Source organism: Bradyrhizobium genomosp. III (genome assembly GCF_000261705.1).
GTDB lineage: Bacteria > Pseudomonadota > Alphaproteobacteria > Rhizobiales > Xanthobacteraceae > Bradyrhizobium > Bradyrhizobium ottawaense.
On the sequence record NZ_AJQF01000071.1, the window covers coordinates 20,958 to 35,949 of the forward strand.

General features: G+C 64.3%; 13 protein-coding genes. 8 read left to right on the top strand and 5 right to left on the bottom strand.

Features of this window, described 5'->3' with window-relative positions; translation table 11 throughout:
- Nucleotides 1–2: 2 nt before the first annotated feature.
- Together IC66_RS0107040 and IC66_RS0107045 are read right to left on the bottom strand one after the other, a co-directional pair.
- Nucleotides 3–2,357, bottom strand: a complete 2,355-nt coding sequence (locus IC66_RS0107040; RefSeq protein WP_038947134.1) for an Orn/Lys/Arg decarboxylase N-terminal domain-containing protein — start codon at nucleotides 2,355–2,357, stop codon at nucleotides 3–5.
- An 81-nt stretch (nucleotides 2,358–2,438) separates the two neighbouring features.
- The gene (locus IC66_RS0107045) at nucleotides 2,439–2,918 is read right to left on the bottom strand and encodes an Lrp/AsnC family transcriptional regulator (protein WP_028142380.1); all 480 of its coding nucleotides are present in this window, start codon (nucleotides 2,916–2,918) and stop codon (nucleotides 2,439–2,441) included.
- A 145-nt stretch (nucleotides 2,919–3,063) separates the two neighbouring features.
- Between IC66_RS0107045 and ald the strand changes: the two genes are divergently transcribed.
- A complete protein-coding gene (gene ald / locus IC66_RS0107050; RefSeq protein ID WP_028142381.1) occupies nucleotides 3,064–4,179 on the top strand; it encodes an alanine dehydrogenase in 1,116 nt (371 codons plus the stop codon).
- A 128-nt stretch (nucleotides 4,180–4,307) separates the two neighbouring features.
- Here the strand turns inward: ald and IC66_RS0107055 are convergent, their stop codons facing one another.
- Genes IC66_RS0107055 through IC66_RS0107065 form a run of 3 tightly spaced genes read right to left on the bottom strand, consistent with a single transcriptional unit; the run spans nucleotide 4,308 to nucleotide 8,352 of the window.
- Nucleotides 4,308–6,218, bottom strand: a complete 1,911-nt coding sequence (locus tag IC66_RS0107055; RefSeq protein ID WP_038947135.1) for a flavin-containing monooxygenase — start codon at nucleotides 6,216–6,218, stop codon at nucleotides 4,308–4,310.
- Nucleotides 6,215–6,862: a TetR/AcrR family transcriptional regulator gene (locus IC66_RS0107060; protein ID WP_028142383.1), complete on the bottom strand. Its 648-nt coding sequence runs from the start codon at nucleotides 6,860–6,862 to the stop codon at nucleotides 6,215–6,217. The genes IC66_RS0107055 and IC66_RS0107060 overlap by 4 nt, the downstream gene beginning before the upstream one ends.
- The gene (locus IC66_RS0107065; protein WP_038947136.1) at nucleotides 6,859–8,352 is read right to left on the bottom strand and encodes an AMP-binding protein; all 1,494 of its coding nucleotides are present in this window, start codon (nucleotides 8,350–8,352) and stop codon (nucleotides 6,859–6,861) included. The genes IC66_RS0107060 and IC66_RS0107065 overlap by 4 nt, the downstream gene beginning before the upstream one ends.
- A gap of 172 nt (nucleotides 8,353–8,524) precedes the next feature.
- Between IC66_RS0107065 and IC66_RS0107070 the strand changes: the two genes are divergently transcribed.
- The 7 genes from IC66_RS0107070 (at nucleotide 8,525) to IC66_RS0107100 (ending at nucleotide 14,813) form a co-directional block, all read left to right on the top strand.
- Nucleotides 8,525–9,784, top strand: coding sequence for an ABC transporter substrate-binding protein (locus IC66_RS0107070; protein WP_038947137.1), 1,260 nt, complete (start codon nucleotides 8,525–8,527; stop codon nucleotides 9,782–9,784).
- An 89-nt stretch (nucleotides 9,785–9,873) separates the two neighbouring features.
- The gene (locus IC66_RS0107075; protein WP_028142386.1) at nucleotides 9,874–10,776 is read left to right on the top strand and encodes a branched-chain amino acid ABC transporter permease; all 903 of its coding nucleotides are present in this window, start codon (nucleotides 9,874–9,876) and stop codon (nucleotides 10,774–10,776) included.
- A complete protein-coding gene (locus IC66_RS0107080; RefSeq protein ID WP_038947138.1) occupies nucleotides 10,773–11,792 on the top strand; it encodes a branched-chain amino acid ABC transporter permease in 1,020 nt (339 codons plus the stop codon). Before IC66_RS0107075 ends, IC66_RS0107080 begins: the two co-directional genes overlap by 4 nt.
- A 2-nt stretch (nucleotides 11,793–11,794) precedes the next feature.
- Entirely contained in the window at nucleotides 11,795–12,550 is a 756-nt protein-coding gene (locus tag IC66_RS0107085) for an ABC transporter ATP-binding protein (protein ID WP_038947140.1), read from the top strand.
- Nucleotides 12,547–13,260, top strand: coding sequence for an ABC transporter ATP-binding protein (locus tag IC66_RS0107090; protein WP_038947142.1), 714 nt, complete (start codon nucleotides 12,547–12,549; stop codon nucleotides 13,258–13,260). Before IC66_RS0107085 ends, IC66_RS0107090 begins: the two co-directional genes overlap by 4 nt.
- 42 nt (nucleotides 13,261–13,302) lie before the next feature.
- Complete coding sequence (locus IC66_RS48155; RefSeq protein WP_240536282.1) at nucleotides 13,303–13,644, top strand: hypothetical protein; 342 nt, start codon at nucleotides 13,303–13,305, stop codon at nucleotides 13,642–13,644.
- Nucleotides 13,645–13,754: 110 nt separating this feature from the next.
- On the top strand, nucleotides 13,755–14,813 hold the full coding sequence (locus tag IC66_RS0107100) for a YeiH family protein (RefSeq protein ID WP_038947144.1): 1,059 nt from the start codon (nucleotides 13,755–13,757) through the stop codon (nucleotides 14,811–14,813).
- The last annotated feature ends 179 nt before the right edge of the window (nucleotides 14,814–14,992 follow it).

Sequence of the window (14,992 nt, forward strand, 5' to 3'; positions counted from 1 at the left end):
ACCTACTCGGCAACGACGTAAGTATAGAGCCCGATGCGCCCCTGGGCATCGATCTCCTTGTAGACGCCCTGGATCTCGACGTCGAAGCCCGGAAACGTGTTGAAGCAGGTTTCGAACATCTTGAGATAATCCACCATGGGCTTGGCCCGCTCGGTCAACCGCTCGCCGGGCACGATGGTGGCGATGCCTGGCGGATAGACCACGAAGGGCGTGGTCGCGATGCGGCCAGCGATGGCCTCGATCGGCAGGTAGTCGACATCGTTCTTGAACAGATAGCGGGCAGCATCGCGAGGCGACATCGCGATCTCAGGCATGTGCTCGGGCATGAACTGCCGGGCCTGAAGCGCGCTGACGTCGGCGGTGCGGAAGAACCGGTGCATCTCGCCGCAGAGATCGCGTAAGCGCACGCCGGCGTAGCGCGCCTGCCGCCGCTGGTAGAACTCCGGAATGACGTCGGACAGCAGCGCATTGTCATCGTGCAGCTTCTTGAAGGCGACCAGGCCGGAGATCAGCGTGCCGGCCTTGCTCGCCTCGACGCCGGGGGTGAGCAGGAAGAGCAGGGAGTTGAGGTCGTTCTTCTCGGGAACGATGCGGTTCTCGCGCAGATATTGCGCCACAACGGGGGCGGGGATGCCGTGCTCGGCATAGGCACCTGAGCGGTCGAAGCCGGGGGTGAGCAGCGTCAGCTTGTTCGGATCTGTCATGGCAAACCCCTCGGCCATGCCGGGGAAGCCGTGCCAGTTGGTATCGGGAGAGAGCTGCCACAGCGCGGGATTGGTGGCGAGCTCATCGGTCGAGAGGGTTTCCCAGGCGACGTTGTGGACGGTGCCGGGGCGGCCGACATCGGGAATGGCGACGCGGTCGGGAACGAAGGGTTCGAAGAACCAGCGCCGATCGGCGTTCTGCTCCTTCTCTTCGAACTCCCTGCGCATCGCACGGATCTTCTTGCGCAGCTCGATGCCGAGGCGGATGGTGTCGTCCCACAGCACTTCGCCTGAGCGGCCCTTCATCATCTGGGCGCCGACGTCGAGCGAGGCGAACAGCGGATAGAAGGGTGACGTGGAGGCGTGCTGCATGAAGCTCTCGTTGAAGCGGCGGTGCTCGACGCGCCGCTTCTGACCGCGGATGTGGCGGTCCTTGATGTGGATCTGTGAGGCCTGCGAGAAGCTGGCAAGCTGCTTGTGGGTCGATTGCGTCGAGATGATGCCCGGTGCTTCCGGCGGAAGGTTCGCCAGCCCCATGGCGAAACGGCCGGCATAGAGCGGGTGGAATTTCATGAATCCGGCCCAGGCCTCGTCGAACAGGATGTACTCGCAGAGATGGCCGATGCGCTTCAGGGTCATCTCGGCGCTGTGGATCGTCCCATCATAGGTGCACTGTTCGACCACGGCGACGCGGAACGGCCGCTCCTTGCGCCAAGCCTCCTTGTCCGTGACCAGCGGGTGATTGCGGATCGCCTCGCGCAAGGTTTTCTCGTCCAGCACGTCCCAGCGCATCGGTCCGATCAGGCCCCAGGCGTTGCGGATGGTCGGCACGTAAACCGGGACGCCGCCGTTGATCATCAGCGCGCCGTGATGGGCGGCCTTGTGATTGTTGCGGTCGAACAGCACGAGGTCGCCGTCGGTAACGAGGGCGCCGAGCGCGACCTTGTTCGAGGTCGAGGTGCCATTGAGCACGAAATAGGTCTTCTCCGCGCCAAAAATCTGCGCGGCTTCCTTCTGCGCCTTCAGCGCCGGCCCTTCATGGGTGAGGAGGTCGCCGAGATCGAGCACGGAATTGTCGAGGTCGTCGCGGAACACGGATTCGCCGAGATGCTCGACGAAGACCCGGCCGATCGGGCTGCGGTTGTAGAATACGCCGCCATTATGCCCCGGGCAGGTCCAGAGCTGGTTGCCTTCCTCGGCATAATCGACCAGGGCGCCGAAGAACGGCGTCTTCAGCGTCTCGGCATATTGTTTGAGCCGGCTGATCAGATTCTTGGCGATGAAGGTCGGCGTCTCCTCGGACAGGAAGACGTAGCCGTCGATGAAATCGAGCACCTCGACCGGCAGGTCCTCGAAGCGCTTGCGCCGGATCAGCAGAATAATCGGGAAATCGAGGCCGCGGCGGCGCATCAGGTTGATCAGCGCCGAGGTCTTGCCCTCCAGGCCCTTCTTGCCCCAGTCCACCACCATGCACCCGATCGCGGCATCGGTCTGCACCGCCATCTCGGCATCTTCTAGTTTGCGCGCCCGGACCACCTCGAAGCCGGAGCGCTGGATCTCCTCGATGATCTGGTTGAAGCGGACGCCTTCGAGATCGTCGGCGTCGAATACTGGTGCGGCGAACAGGAAGTTGAAGCGCTTGAAATAATCCATGGTCTGTCCCGAATGTGCGAGAAGCACAGCTCTCGGCACATTCGATGACAGTTCTATGACAGTGGAGCGGAATGGCCCCGGCTACCGCTTCGCTTCGCCGAACACCACGGTCGGCACCGCACGGTTGACGATGTCGCGTAGGGCAAAGCTCGATTGCACGCGTGCGACGCGCGGCAGGCGGGACAGCTCGGTGCGGTGGATGCGCTCGAAATCCTGAATGTCGCGGGCGAGCACGATCAGGATGTAGTCGTCGGTTCCCGACATCAGGAAGCAGCGCACGACGGAAGGGCATTTCACCACCTCGGCCTCGAACGCCTTCAATGCGTCGTCGCTCTGGCTCTCCAGCGCGATGCGAACCAGCACGGTGGTGGTGAGGCCGAACTGGGCCAGATCGAGTGCGGCCTGGTAGGCCTGGATGTAGCCCTCGTCCTCCAGTGCCTTCTGCCGCCGGGCCAGCGCCGTGCTGGAGAGCCCTACCTTGTTGGCAAGCTCGGTGTGGCTGGCACGTGCATTGGTCGTGAGTTCCGCGAGGATCGCGAGGTCTTTCCGGTCGAGGGCCAATGTTTCGTTTCCAGCGTGAAAGGGCGGCTTGGCGCCGGAAACCGGCGCGGGCCTGCCGAAACTAGCGGATATTTGCACGAAACCAAACCGGCCCCGTCGCTACGATGAGGAACCGAATCAAGGCGTTGGCAAAGGAGCCCAAAAGATGCGCGTCGGTGTGCCCAAGGAGATCAAGGTGCAGGAATATCGCGTCGGGCTCACCCCGGGCGCGGTCCGCGAATATGTCGCGGCCGGACACCAGGTCACGGTCGAGACCAGCGCCGGCGGCGGCATCGGCGCGCCCGACGAGGTGTATCGGCGGGCAGGGGCCACCATCGCCGAGAGCGCCCGCGATATCTTTGCCAAGTCCGACATGATCGTGAAGGTGAAGGAACCGCAGAAGAGCGAGTGGGTCCAGCTCCGAGAAGGCCAGATCCTGTTCACTTATCTTCATCTTGCGCCGGATCCGGAGCAGGCCAAGGGCCTGCTTGCCTCCGGCTGTACCGCGATCGCCTATGAAACCGTCACGGACGCGAACGGTCACCTCCCGCTGCTCGCCCCGATGAGCGAAGTCGCCGGCCGCCTCGCCATCGAGGCCGCCGGCGCCGCGCTCAAGCGCTCGGCAGGCGGCCGCGGCCTGCTGCTGGGCGGCGTGCCCGGCGTGCAGCCGGCGCGCGTCGTCGTGCTTGGCGGCGGCGTGGTCGGAACGCAGGCGGCGCGCATGGCCGCGGGCCTCGGTGCCGAAGTCACCGTGATCGACCGCTCGATCCCGCGCTTGCGCCAATTGGACGATCTTTTTGCCGGACGCGTGCGTACCCGCTTCTCGACCATCGAATCGGTCGAGGACGAGGTGTTCGCCGCCGACGTGGTGATCGGCGCGGTGCTGGTGCCGGGCGCCAGCGCCCCCAAGCTGGTCACGCGCACGATGCTGAAATCGATGCGGCCGGGCGCCGTGCTGGTCGACGTCGCGATCGACCAGGGCGGCTGCTTCGAGACTTCGCACGCAACCACGCACAGCGACCCGACCTACGAGGTCGACGGCGTCGTGCACTATTGCGTCGCCAATATGCCGGGCGCGGTACCGGTGACGTCGAGCCAGGCGCTGAACAATGCGACGCTGCCGTTCGGCCTGATGCTCGCGAACAAGGGCTTTGCCGCGGTGCTGGAAAACCCGCATTTGCGCAACGGGCTGAACGTCCATCGCGGCCGCATCACCAACAAGGCGGTGGCGGAGAGCCTCGGGCTGGAGTTTGCGCCGGTGGAGACTGGGCTCGCGGCCTGAATAGGCCGTCATTGCGAGCGCAAGCGAAGCAATCCAGAATCCCTCCGCGGAAAGGGTCTGGATTGCTTCGCTGCGCTGGCAATGACGATGGGACAAGCTTCAGCCTGAGTTCGTCCCGACGAATGACCTCAAGCTTTCGTCAGCCTGTACTGCCCCAGATCCGGATCATGCGTCATGCGCCAATAGTCGACGAACCGCCACGGCATCGCGGAAAACACGCGGCCACTCGAATTGCGGTAGTAGGTGCTCATGCCCGGATGGGTCCAGATCATTGTCTCGTGCTCGGTGTCGACCTTTCGGACGTAGTCGTCGAGCACATCAGGGCGGACGTCGATGGCAGCGACGTCGTGCTCGATCATTTCGGCTAGGCAGGCGGCGATGTAGCGGCTCTGGCATTCCGACTGGAAGATCACGCTGCCGCCATGCGCGGGGCCGGAGTTGGGGCCGAGCATGCAGAAGAAGTTGGGGAAATCGGGCACGGTGAGGCCGAGAAACGCCGTCGGATTGTCGTTGGCCCATGCCTGGCGCAAATTCTTGCCGTCGCGGCCGCTGATGTTGAGGCGGGCCGCCATCTCCGTCACCTTGAACCCGGTCGCGACCACGATGACATCGGCCGGGCGGTGCCTGCCGTCGGCGGTGACGATGCCGCCCCGATCGAAATGGTCGATCGCGTCGGTGACGAGTTCCACGTTCGGCCGCGTCAACGTCTTGAACCAGTTGTTGTCGAGCAGGATGCGCTTGCCGTAGGGCGGATAGGTCGGCACGCATTTTTCGATCAGGTCCGGCCGCCCCTGCAATTCCGACAGGATGAAGTCGGTCAACTCCTGGCGGTGCCGGTCGTTGCCCTTGTTGACGGCGCGCTCCGGATGCGGCCAGGCCGGGTCCTTGCGCAGGAACGGCAAGAGGCCGTCGCCATAGCGCCAGAACATGTTGAAGCGGTACCACTGCACATAGAACGGCAGATGCGCCAGCAGCCAGCGCGCGCCCTCGCTGATCGGATCGGCATAACCCTTCACCGGCCGCGCCCATTGCGCGCTGCGCTGATAGACGGCGACCGAGGCGACGCGGCCGGCGATCGACGGCACCAGCTGCATCGAGGTTGCGCCGGTGCCGATCACGGCGACATGCTTGCCGTCGAGATTGATATCGCTCGACCACAGCGCCGAATGCAGGATCGTTCCCTTGAAGTCCTCCTCGCCTTTGAAGCGGGCGCGGGAGGGATCGTTGAGCTGGCCGATGGCGGAGACCAGCGCGGTGGATTCGAAGGTCTCCTCGCCTGTCTCGGTCTTGAGCGTCGAGATCCAGCGCAGCTTGCCCTCGTCCCAGCGCGACGAGGTCAGCTCGGTGTTGACGCGCAGATGCTCGCGGATGCCGTATTCGTCGGCGACTTTCTGGAGATATCCGAGCAGCTCCTCGCGCCGGCAGAAATAGCGCGTCCAAGCATTCCCCGAGCCGAAGGAATAAGAATAGGAGTGGTTCGGCGTGTCGACGCCGCAGCCGGGATAGCGGTTGATCCACCAGGTGCCGCCGAGCTCGGCGTTCTTCTCGACGATGGTGTAGGGAATGCCGAGATGGCCGAGCGCCACGCCGAGCGCAATGGCGCAGACGCCAGCGCCGACGATCAGCACGTGCTGGTCGGCAAGCTTGTCGTCGGCAGGACGCTTGGTCCAACGTGCCTCGCGCGATACGAAGCCCATTTCCTCGCGCATCAGAGGGGCATATTCCGGCGCGACATTCTCGCCGAGACAGGCGCGCATCATCTTCAGCAGTAGCTCGTCGCCAGGGTCGGCGATGACAGGCTTCGGCGTACCATCGGCGAAGAGCTTCACCACGGCGGCGCGGATTTCGTCCTGGATCTCCTTGGGCACGCCGGCCTCGGGATCGGGGATGAGGCGGATGTCGCGCTTGGGCAAGTACGGCGCCGCGAGCCATTTCTCGTCGCCGGTCATATGCACCAGCACCATCAGGAGGCAGCGGATGTCGCCTTCCGCGATGGTCGAGGCGAGGTCGAGCGGCCTGTGCGGAGATTCGATGTTCATGGCGTGTCCTGGTCTCCGGAGGCGGTGAAGAGGCCGCGCGTCATCAGCTTGCGATAGGCGGAGATGACGTGCTCGGGCACGGCGGTGACGCCGCCGGCCGAGTAGGAGTAGCGGCGGCTGAGATAGCCGCGCGCGCCCATCAGCATGTGGACGATCGCCTCGAACTCGTCGTCGCTGAAATCCTCGATGCCGCCGGCAAGGCGCGCACGGCGGAGGATGCGGACATAGGCGACCGAGATGTTGTCGAGATGTTTCTGGTATCCGATGGGTGCGAAGAATTCGGCCTCGTTGAGGATGCGCAAAAATTCCGGCACCTCGCGGATGAAGTCGAAGAAGGCGGCGAAGCGCTCGATCTCCTGCCGCGCCGCATCCGCCGTGCCGGTGCGAGCGCGGATGAACTCGACCATGTCGAGGCCGATCTTCGGCAGCAGCTGGTCGAGCAGCTCCTGGCGGTTCTCGAAATGATTGTAGAAAGTGCCCTGCGCGACGCCGGCCTGTTCGGTGATGCGGGCGACGGAGGCTTCGGCATAGCCATGCTTGCCGACGACCTTGGTGGCGGCCTCGAAGATCTTCTGCTTGGTCCAGGCGTTGCGCTCGACGCGGTTGAGCTTTGTGATCTTCGCGGTGGCGGGGCCTTGCGTCATGCCACGGTCTCCAGTTCGGCGCGCAGCACGCGCTTGAGAATCTTTCCAGACGGGTTGCGCGGGAGGCTGTCGCGAATGATCAGCTCTTTCGGCACCTTGAAGCTCGCGAGCCGCGCGCGACAATGCTCGGCGAGGGCAGGGAGCTCGAGCCTGGCGCCCTCGGTCAGCACGACGATCGCGACCGGCCGTTCGCCCCAGCGCCCATCGCGCAGGCCGATCACCGCGACTTCGCGCACTTCGGGCATTTCATAGATGACGCGCTCGACCTCGGAAGAGGCGATGTTCTCGCCGCCGGAGATGATCATGTCCTTCTTGCGGTCGGTCAGATACAGGAAGCCATCCTCATCAAGATAGCCGACGTCGCCGCTGCGGAACCAGTCGCCGAAGAAGGCGGACGCCGTCTTCTCCGGATCCTTCCAGTAGCCGCGCGTGATTTTCGGTCCGCGCAAGCAGATCTCGCCGTTGACGTTCGCCGGCAAGACCTTGCCGTCCTCGTCGCGGATCTCGATTTCGACATGGGCAATCGCACGCCCCGTCGAGCCGATCTTCTCGATCTCGCGGCCGGCCTCCATGAAGGTGTCGCCGCCGACGGTCTCGGTGAGGCCATAGGCATCGATGTAGCGCGCATTGCGGAAAAGTTGCGAGAAGGCGCGGATGCGCAGCTCCGGCGTCTTCTCGCCGCCGCCGATGGCCCATTGCAGGCTGGAGACGTCGTAGCGCTCACGCGTCGGGCAGGTGAGCATCGCGCTGGTCATCACGGGCGCGAACCATGCCGCGTTGAGCTTGTCCTCGGCGATCGCCGCGAGCGTCGTCTCCGGCTCGAAATTGCGTTCGATGCGGATGAAGCCGCCATGCCAGAGCACGGCGAGGCCGGGCAGGTCGAGCGCGCCGACGTGATAGAGCGGGCCGACGACGAGCAGTCGCGTCTCGGCGCTGAGCCCCAGCGCGATCGTCTGGTCCGCCGACTTCCAGTAGAAATTATCGTAAGAGAGCATCACGCCCTTGGGACGATCGGTCGTGCCCGAGGTATACATCAGCCGCATCAGGTCGGATGGCGCGCGACCATGGATCGGCGCGGGCGGCACATCGCCTGCGAGATGCGTCATGCTCTGCTGCGCGGCGTCGTCGAGCACGACAATCCCGGTGCCCGCGGCATTCGCAGCCAATTCCTCGTCGACGATCAGAAGCCGTGCGCCGGCATTGCCGGCGATGTAGCCGACCTCCTCGCGGGAGAGGCGGAAGTTGATCGGCAAGAACACCGCGCCGAGATGGCTGGTGGCGAAGACCAGCTCCAGGAACGCCGCGCTGTTCTTCATCAGCACCGCCACGATGTCGCCGGCGCTGATGCCCTGCGCGGCGAGCCAGCCTGCAACCATTCGGACACGCGCATCGAGCGCCGCGCAGGAGATCTCCTCGCCGCGATATTTCAGCGCGGGCCGGTCCGGCGTGCGCCGGGCATGAAAGGCGATGAAGCTCGAAAGATTGATCATTTTGCGGATCTTGGGCCGGTCATCGGCCTCGCTTCCTCCCTCGATGAATTCTGACTCGTAATTCATCTTCGGCTTGACGTCACCCCCCACCCTCTGAAATCCTTGGGAGCACGGAGACGAGACGATCTCCGACAGGGATCAGGACACGCCGACCCGACAGAGGGAGGGAAAAATGACGAGGACCCGCACGCCGGGCATCAGCCGCCGTTCAACGCTGGCGCTGATGGGCGCCGGTGCGATGAGTGTTGCCGCGCCTTGGGTGGCGCGTGCGCAAGCCAAGACCATCAAGATCGGCATGCCGACGATCCTGTCGGGCCGCGTGGCGCAGCTCGGCACGTCCTCGCGCAATGCGGTGATGCTCGAGGTCGAGAAGGTCAACGCCGCCGGCGGCTTGGCCGGCCGGCAGATCGAAATGGTGATCCGCGATTCCAAGGGCCAGCCGCAGGAAGCCGCCCGCGTCGCGCGCGAGCTCGTCAACACCGACGGCTGCGAATTGCTGCTCGACGGCGAGGCGTCCTCCGGATCTTTCGCGGTGCATGAGGTCGCGCGCGATCTCGGCGTGCTCTGCGTCCACACCTGCTCGGAAGCCTCTTCGCTGACGGCTGATCCGAAGCAGCACATCCCGAATGCGTTCCGCTGCGTGCGCCAGGGCATCCACGATTCCATCGTCGGCGGCAGCTACGCCGCCGCGATCGCCAAGGCCAAGGGCCTGAAGAAATGGGCGACCTGTTCGCCCGACTATGCCTACGGCCGCGACACCACCGGCGAATTCACGCTGTACCTGAAACGTTTCGCGCCTGATGTGGAGATCATCAGCGAGTCCTGGCCAAAGCTGTTCCAGCCCGACTACACCGAGGTGGTGACGAAGATCCTCCAAGCCAAGCCGCAGGCGCTTTATTCCTGCCTCTGGGGCGGCGATCTCACCTCCTACATCGACCAGGCCAACATCTACGCGATGTTCAGCCAGATGGAGGTGTTCGCGGTCAACATGGCCGACTACACCGCGCTCACCGTCGTGAAGAACCTGCCCAAGGGCATCCACTCCGGCAACCGCTACATCAAGACCTTTCCGACCACGCCGGAGAACGCGGCCTGGGGCGATGCCTACAAGGCGAAGTATAACGAGTATCCGACCAACTGGTCGTGGCAGAACGCGACCGCCGTGATGTTCCTGGCCGAGGCCGCCAAGAAGGCGAACTCCGCCGACGGCAAGAAGATCGCGGAGGCATTGAAGGGCCTCGCCATCAAGTGCCCGTTCGGTGCCGACGGCACCGTGACGATGCGCGGCGACGACCACACGCTGGTCGGCTACGCCATCGGCTGGGGCACCACGATCCCGCAGGAGCCGTATGTGCCGGAGGTCAAGGCCGGCGACTGGAAGACGATCTTCGAGTTGGAGGCCGAGTGGAAGAAAAGCAAGGGTTACACCTGATCTGATGTGCGGCGGAGACGGGCGACCGTCTTCGCCGTTTTCGTTTGATTTTCGCGCCGTGTCAGGCGCGCCGCAATGAAAGTGCTCCCGTGGATCTCGACGCGCTTGCCGGCTGCCTCTCCAGCTCCGCCTGCCTGGTGACGCAGACCACCAGCGGCCTCATCATCGGCATGCTGCTGTTCCTGGTTGCGGTCGGGCTGACGCTGATTTTCGGCGTGCTCAAGGTGGTCAATTTCAGCCACGGCGCCTTCTACATGTTCGGCGCCTATTTCGCGATGACCGCCTATCAGCTCACCGGGAGCTTCGCGCTCGCGATGCTGGCGGGCGCGGCCGGCACCGCCATTCTCGGATTGATCTTCGAGCGCGTCTTCATGAGCCGCGTCTATGGCGCGGACGTCTTGATGCAGCTCCTCGTCTGCTACGCCTTCGTGCTGATCTTCGACGATGTCGTGCGCCTGATCTGGGGGCCGGAATTCAAGTCGATGGGCATGCCGTCCGCGTTCCAGGTGATGCCGCTGTTCATCGCCGGCGGCGTGGTGCCGCCTTATTATCTGCTGCTGATCGGCGTTGCGCTCGTTGCGGCTGTCGTGCTCGGCATCGGGTTGTCGCGCAGCCGCATCGGCAAGGTGATCCGCGCCGCCGCGCAAAATCCCGGCATGGTGTCCGCGCTCGGCATCAACACGGGCCTGATCTATGGCGGCGTGTTCGCGCTCGGCGGCATGCTGGCGGGCCTCGCGGGTGCGCTCGCCGCGCCGGTGCGCTCGCTCACGCCCGGGATGGGATTCTCGGTGCTGATCGAATCCTTCATCGTCACCGTGATCGGCGGCATGGGCTCGATCCTGGGCGCCCTGATCGGCGCGTTGCTGCTCGGCCTGATCCGCTCGTTCGGCTCGCTCGGCTTTCCGCTGTTCACGGAAGGCCTGATGTATCTGTTCATGGTGATCGTGCTGGTCTCGAAACCCACCGGCCTGTTCGGCAAGGAGGCGGCATGACCGAGCTGGAGGCCGGACACGCGCAAGGGCTGGCACCCGTGCGCGGTGGCTCGGTGCTGCAACGCTATCGCGACGTCCTGATCGCGCTGATCGCTTTTGCCGTGCTGGCGAGCCTGCCGCTGTTGACGGGCAGCAAGGCGCTGCTCGATTTCGTCATCCGCTGCTCCGCCTACGGACTGTTCGCGACCTCGCTCAACCTCCTGGTCGGCTACACCGGCCTGACCTCGTTCGGCCATGGCATGTTCTTCGGCCTTGGCGCCTACAGCTTCGGCCTGATCATGCAGAAGCTCGGCGTGCCCATTCCGGTCGCCTTCGTTGCGACGCTGGCGATCACGGCGCTCATCGCGGCCGTGATCGGCGCGATCTGCGTGCGGCTGAAGGAGATCTATTTCGCCTTCGTCACGCTCGCCTTCCAGATGCTGATCCACTCGACCATCCTGTCCTGGGCTTCGTTCACCGGCGGTGACCAGGGCCTGCGCGGCGGCATTCCGCGACCCGTCTTTCTCGGCATCGATCTGGCCAACCACGTCCATCTCTACATCGCGAGCTGCGCGCTGTTGATCCTTGGGCTGCTCGCGATGCGGCAGATCGCGCAATCGCCGTTCGGCTACACGTTGCGGATGATCCGCGACAATGCCGCGCGCGCGAGCTTTCTCGGTATCGACGTCTGGCGCGCCAAGCTCACCGTGTTCGTGCTGGCGGCGCTGTTCGCGGCGATGGGCGGCATGGTGATGGCGCTGTTCGTTTCCGGCGCCTATCCGGAATTCGCCTATTGGACCATCTCGGGTGAAGGCATCTTCATCAACATGCTCGGCGGCGTTTCAACCTTCTTGGGGCCGATGGTCGGCACCGTGCTGCTGCTGCTGCTCAACGACACCGTGACGCGGTTCACCGAGTATCACGGCATCGTGCTCGGCGTGGTCATCCTGTTCTTCGCGCTGGGCCTGCGCAAGGGCCTGCTGGATTTCGTCGCCGAGTGGTTCTCGCAGCGGCGTGACGCAGGCGAGGGCCGCTAGCGATGCTGGAGATCCGCAACCTCGCAAAATCCTTTGGTGGCGTGAAGGCGACCAACGACGTCTCGCTGGATTTCCCCGACGGTTCGCTCACTGCGGTGATCGGTCCGAACGGCGCGGGCAAGAGCACCTTCTTCAATTTGATCACCGGCGCGTTGAAGCCTGACACCGGCCAGGTGCTGCTCGACGGTGTCGACCTCGCCGGCCGCTCGCCGCCGGAGATCGTCCGTCACGGCATCGGCCGCGCCTTCCAGGTGGCGAGCATCTTCAAGTCGCTGACGGTGCAGGAGACCATGTTAGCCGCCGTCAGTGCCGACCAGCGCACCTCGGCAGTGCTGCACAAGCGCTTTCCTCTGCCGGAGACGCGCGACCGCGCCGAGCACGTGATGGAGCTGCTGGGCCTTGCCGGCAAGCGCCATCGCACGGCCGCGACGCTGTCACATGGCGATCAAAAGCTGCTCGACATTGCGCTGGCGCTGGTGCTCGAACCGAAGGTGCTGCTGCTGGACGAGCCCACCGCCGGCATGGGCCCCGAGGAGCGCTGGCGCATGATCGACAAGGTGCGCGAGCTCTGGGAGACGCAAAAAATCACGGTCGTCTTCATCGAGCACGACATGGACATCGTCTTCAAGATTGCGCCAAAAATCGTCGTGCTCTGCTACGGCCGCATCCTCGCCACCGGCACGCCCGAGGAGATCCGCAACGACAGCGCCGTGATCGAAGCCTATCTCGGCACCGAACATGCAGGAGCGGCCGGATGAGCTCTGTCGTCATCGAGGTCGCCGATCTCGACGTCTATTATGGCACCAGCCAGATCCTGTTCGGTGTCGGCCTCTCGGTGCGGCAAGGCGAGACCATGGCACTCCTGGGCCGCAACGGGGCCGGCAAATCGACGACCATGAAGGCGATCATGGGGCTGGCGCCGCCGCGACGGGGCAGAGTGAGCCTGCGCGGTGCTCTGATCTCGGGCCGGAAGCCGCATCATATTGCGCGCGCCGGTCTTGGCTTCGTGCCGGAGGACCGCCAGATCTTTCCGGAGCATACGGTCGAGGACAATCTCGTCATCGGGAAGAAGAGGGGGCCGGAGGGCCAGGACGAATGGCCGATCAAGCGCATCTATGAGGTCTTCCCGCTGCTGGAACCGCTGCGCCATCGCATTGCCGGGCGTCTCTCGGGCGGCGAGCAGCAGATGCTGGCCATCGCGCGCACGCTGATGGGCAATCCTGCGCTGTTGCTGCTGGACGAGCCGAGCGAGGGGCTTGCGCCGATCATCGTGCAGCGGATCGGCGAATTGTTGCGGCAGCTTCGAAGCATCGGATCGACCGTGCTGATCGCCGAACAGAACATGCATTTCTGCCTGGGGCTCGCGAGCCACGCCACGGTCATCGACAAGGGCCAAATCGTCTATGCCGCCGGAATCGACGAGCTGAAGGCCAACGACGCCATCCGCCGGCGTTATCTGGCCCTCTGAGCCGGGCGGGCGGTGTCCGAATAGGCCCGAAGAAGAAAGCGGTTGTCCGAGGTCATTCCGGCGGAAGGAGTTTCCCCGCGGGGGACCAAAAAAGCCAATCGCTTCCATTGCTGTTTGGGGTCGAAAAGACGACATTTCAGCCACGAATTGATGGATTGGCCTGCTATGGAACGCACTGGATTTGAGCCCTTTGGCGAGCAGTTGGTATCCGCGACGGATGCCCAGCCGAAGTCGCGCGCGTCAAAGCTCCTGTTGCGGGTCGGCACCGGGGTGTTCTGGTCGCTCGTGGCCGGAATCGTGCTCGCGCGTGCAGCGTTCTTCGAACCCGGCGTTTACGACGGGTTCAGCCGTGTGGCCTCGCTCGCCAAGAGCCTAATCTTCTGAGGCCGTTTATTCCGGGTTAGGACAGAACTTCCCTCGGCCCTGATATGTCGAAAACTTATTCCCCATTGAGCTGGCGCTGCGTATAAATCTTTCTCCTCTGGGAGAGATTTGTGTCGCAGAATCAAGCATCCAGCCCGGCCGATGCCAAGCCGGCCACCGCCGCGAGCCGTATTTTCGCGCTGATTCCAGGCATCCTCCTCTGTGTCGCCGTCGCCGGTGTCTCGGCCCTGCTCGAAAGGGCGGAGCTTGGCGTTTTCGAGCATCCCTATGTCGAGGCGCTGGTGATGGCGATCCTGCTCGGGATGGCCCTGCGCAGCTTCTGGAAACCCGCGCCGCGCTGGCAGGCCGGCATCGCCTTCAGCGCAAAACAGCTCCTCGAAGTCGCGGTCATGCTGCTGGGCGCCTCGATCAGCTTCGCCGCCATCGCGGCCTCCGGCGTCGCGCTGCTGGCGTCGATCGCAGCGGTCGTGGTGATTGCGCTCTGCGTCTCCTTTGGCATCAGCCGGATGCTGGGTCTGTCGACGCGGTTGTCGATCCTGATCGCCTGCGGCAACTCGATCTGCGGCAATTCGGCGATTGCCGCCGTGGCCCCGATCATCGGCGCCAACAATGACGAGATCGCATCCTCGATCTCCTTCACAGCGATCCTTGGCGTGATGATGGTGCTCGGCCTGCCGCTGCTGATTCCGCTGTTGCAATTGTCTGCCACGCAATACGGCATCCTCGCCGGCCTCACGGTCTATGCGGTGCCGCAGGTGCTGGCCGCGACGGTCCCGGCCGGGCTCGTCTCGACACAGATCGGCACGCTCGTGAAGCTGATGCGTGTGCTGATGCTCGGGCCGGTCGTGGTCGGCCTGTCGCTCGCCGCCTCGCGCTGGCAGAGCGATGCCAAGAAGACCCATGTTGGCTTCTTCCGCCTGGTGCCCTGGTTCATCCTCGGCTTTCTGGCGCTGGCGACCTTGCGTTCCCTCGAAATCGTGCCGGGGACGGTGGTTGGTCCGGTGACCAAGATCACGAGCTTTCTCACCGTGGTGTCGATGGCGGCTCTCGGTCTCGGCGTCGACGTACGCGTGCTCGCCAATGTCGGCGGGCGGGTGACGGCCGCGGTAACGCTGTCGCTGATGCTGCTGCTCGGCATCAGCATCGCACTGGTGCATTGGTTCAAGTGAGCGGCGCGCTCTCTGGACTTCCCCCGCCAGACGTTTATTGGTTTTCGCCAATGTGATCGGCTGCGGCTGATCCGATAAACAACGAGGGCGCGGCCATGACGACATTGACGGTGAAAGACCTTCTCCCTGAGGACGGAACACGCGGCACACTCGCCGGCCGCGTCTGGCTGCCGCAGGCG

What these genes read in the sequence shown, in the direction of transcription:
- IC66_RS0107040 (WP_038947134.1), bottom strand. Translation starts at nt 2,357, where the DNA reads ATGGATTATTTCAAGCGCTTCAACTTCCTGTTCGCCGCACCAGTATTC.
- ald (WP_028142381.1), top strand. Translation starts at nt 3,064, where the DNA reads ATGCGCGTCGGTGTGCCCAAGGAGATCAAGGTGCAGGAATATCGCGTC.
- IC66_RS0107055 (WP_038947135.1), bottom strand. Translation starts at nt 6,218, where the DNA reads ATGAACATCGAATCTCCGCACAGGCCGCTCGACCTCGCCTCGACCATC.
- IC66_RS0107060 (WP_028142383.1), bottom strand. Translation starts at nt 6,862, where the DNA reads ATGACGCAAGGCCCCGCCACCGCGAAGATCACAAAGCTCAACCGCGTC.
- IC66_RS0107065 (WP_038947136.1), bottom strand. Translation starts at nt 8,352, where the DNA reads ATGATCAATCTTTCGAGCTTCATCGCCTTTCATGCCCGGCGCACGCCG.
- IC66_RS0107070 (WP_038947137.1), top strand. Translation starts at nt 8,525, where the DNA reads ATGACGAGGACCCGCACGCCGGGCATCAGCCGCCGTTCAACGCTGGCG.
- IC66_RS0107080 (WP_038947138.1), top strand. Translation starts at nt 10,773, where the DNA reads ATGACCGAGCTGGAGGCCGGACACGCGCAAGGGCTGGCACCCGTGCGC.
- IC66_RS0107085 (WP_038947140.1), top strand. Translation starts at nt 11,795, where the DNA reads ATGCTGGAGATCCGCAACCTCGCAAAATCCTTTGGTGGCGTGAAGGCG.
- IC66_RS0107090 (WP_038947142.1), top strand. Translation starts at nt 12,547, where the DNA reads ATGAGCTCTGTCGTCATCGAGGTCGCCGATCTCGACGTCTATTATGGC.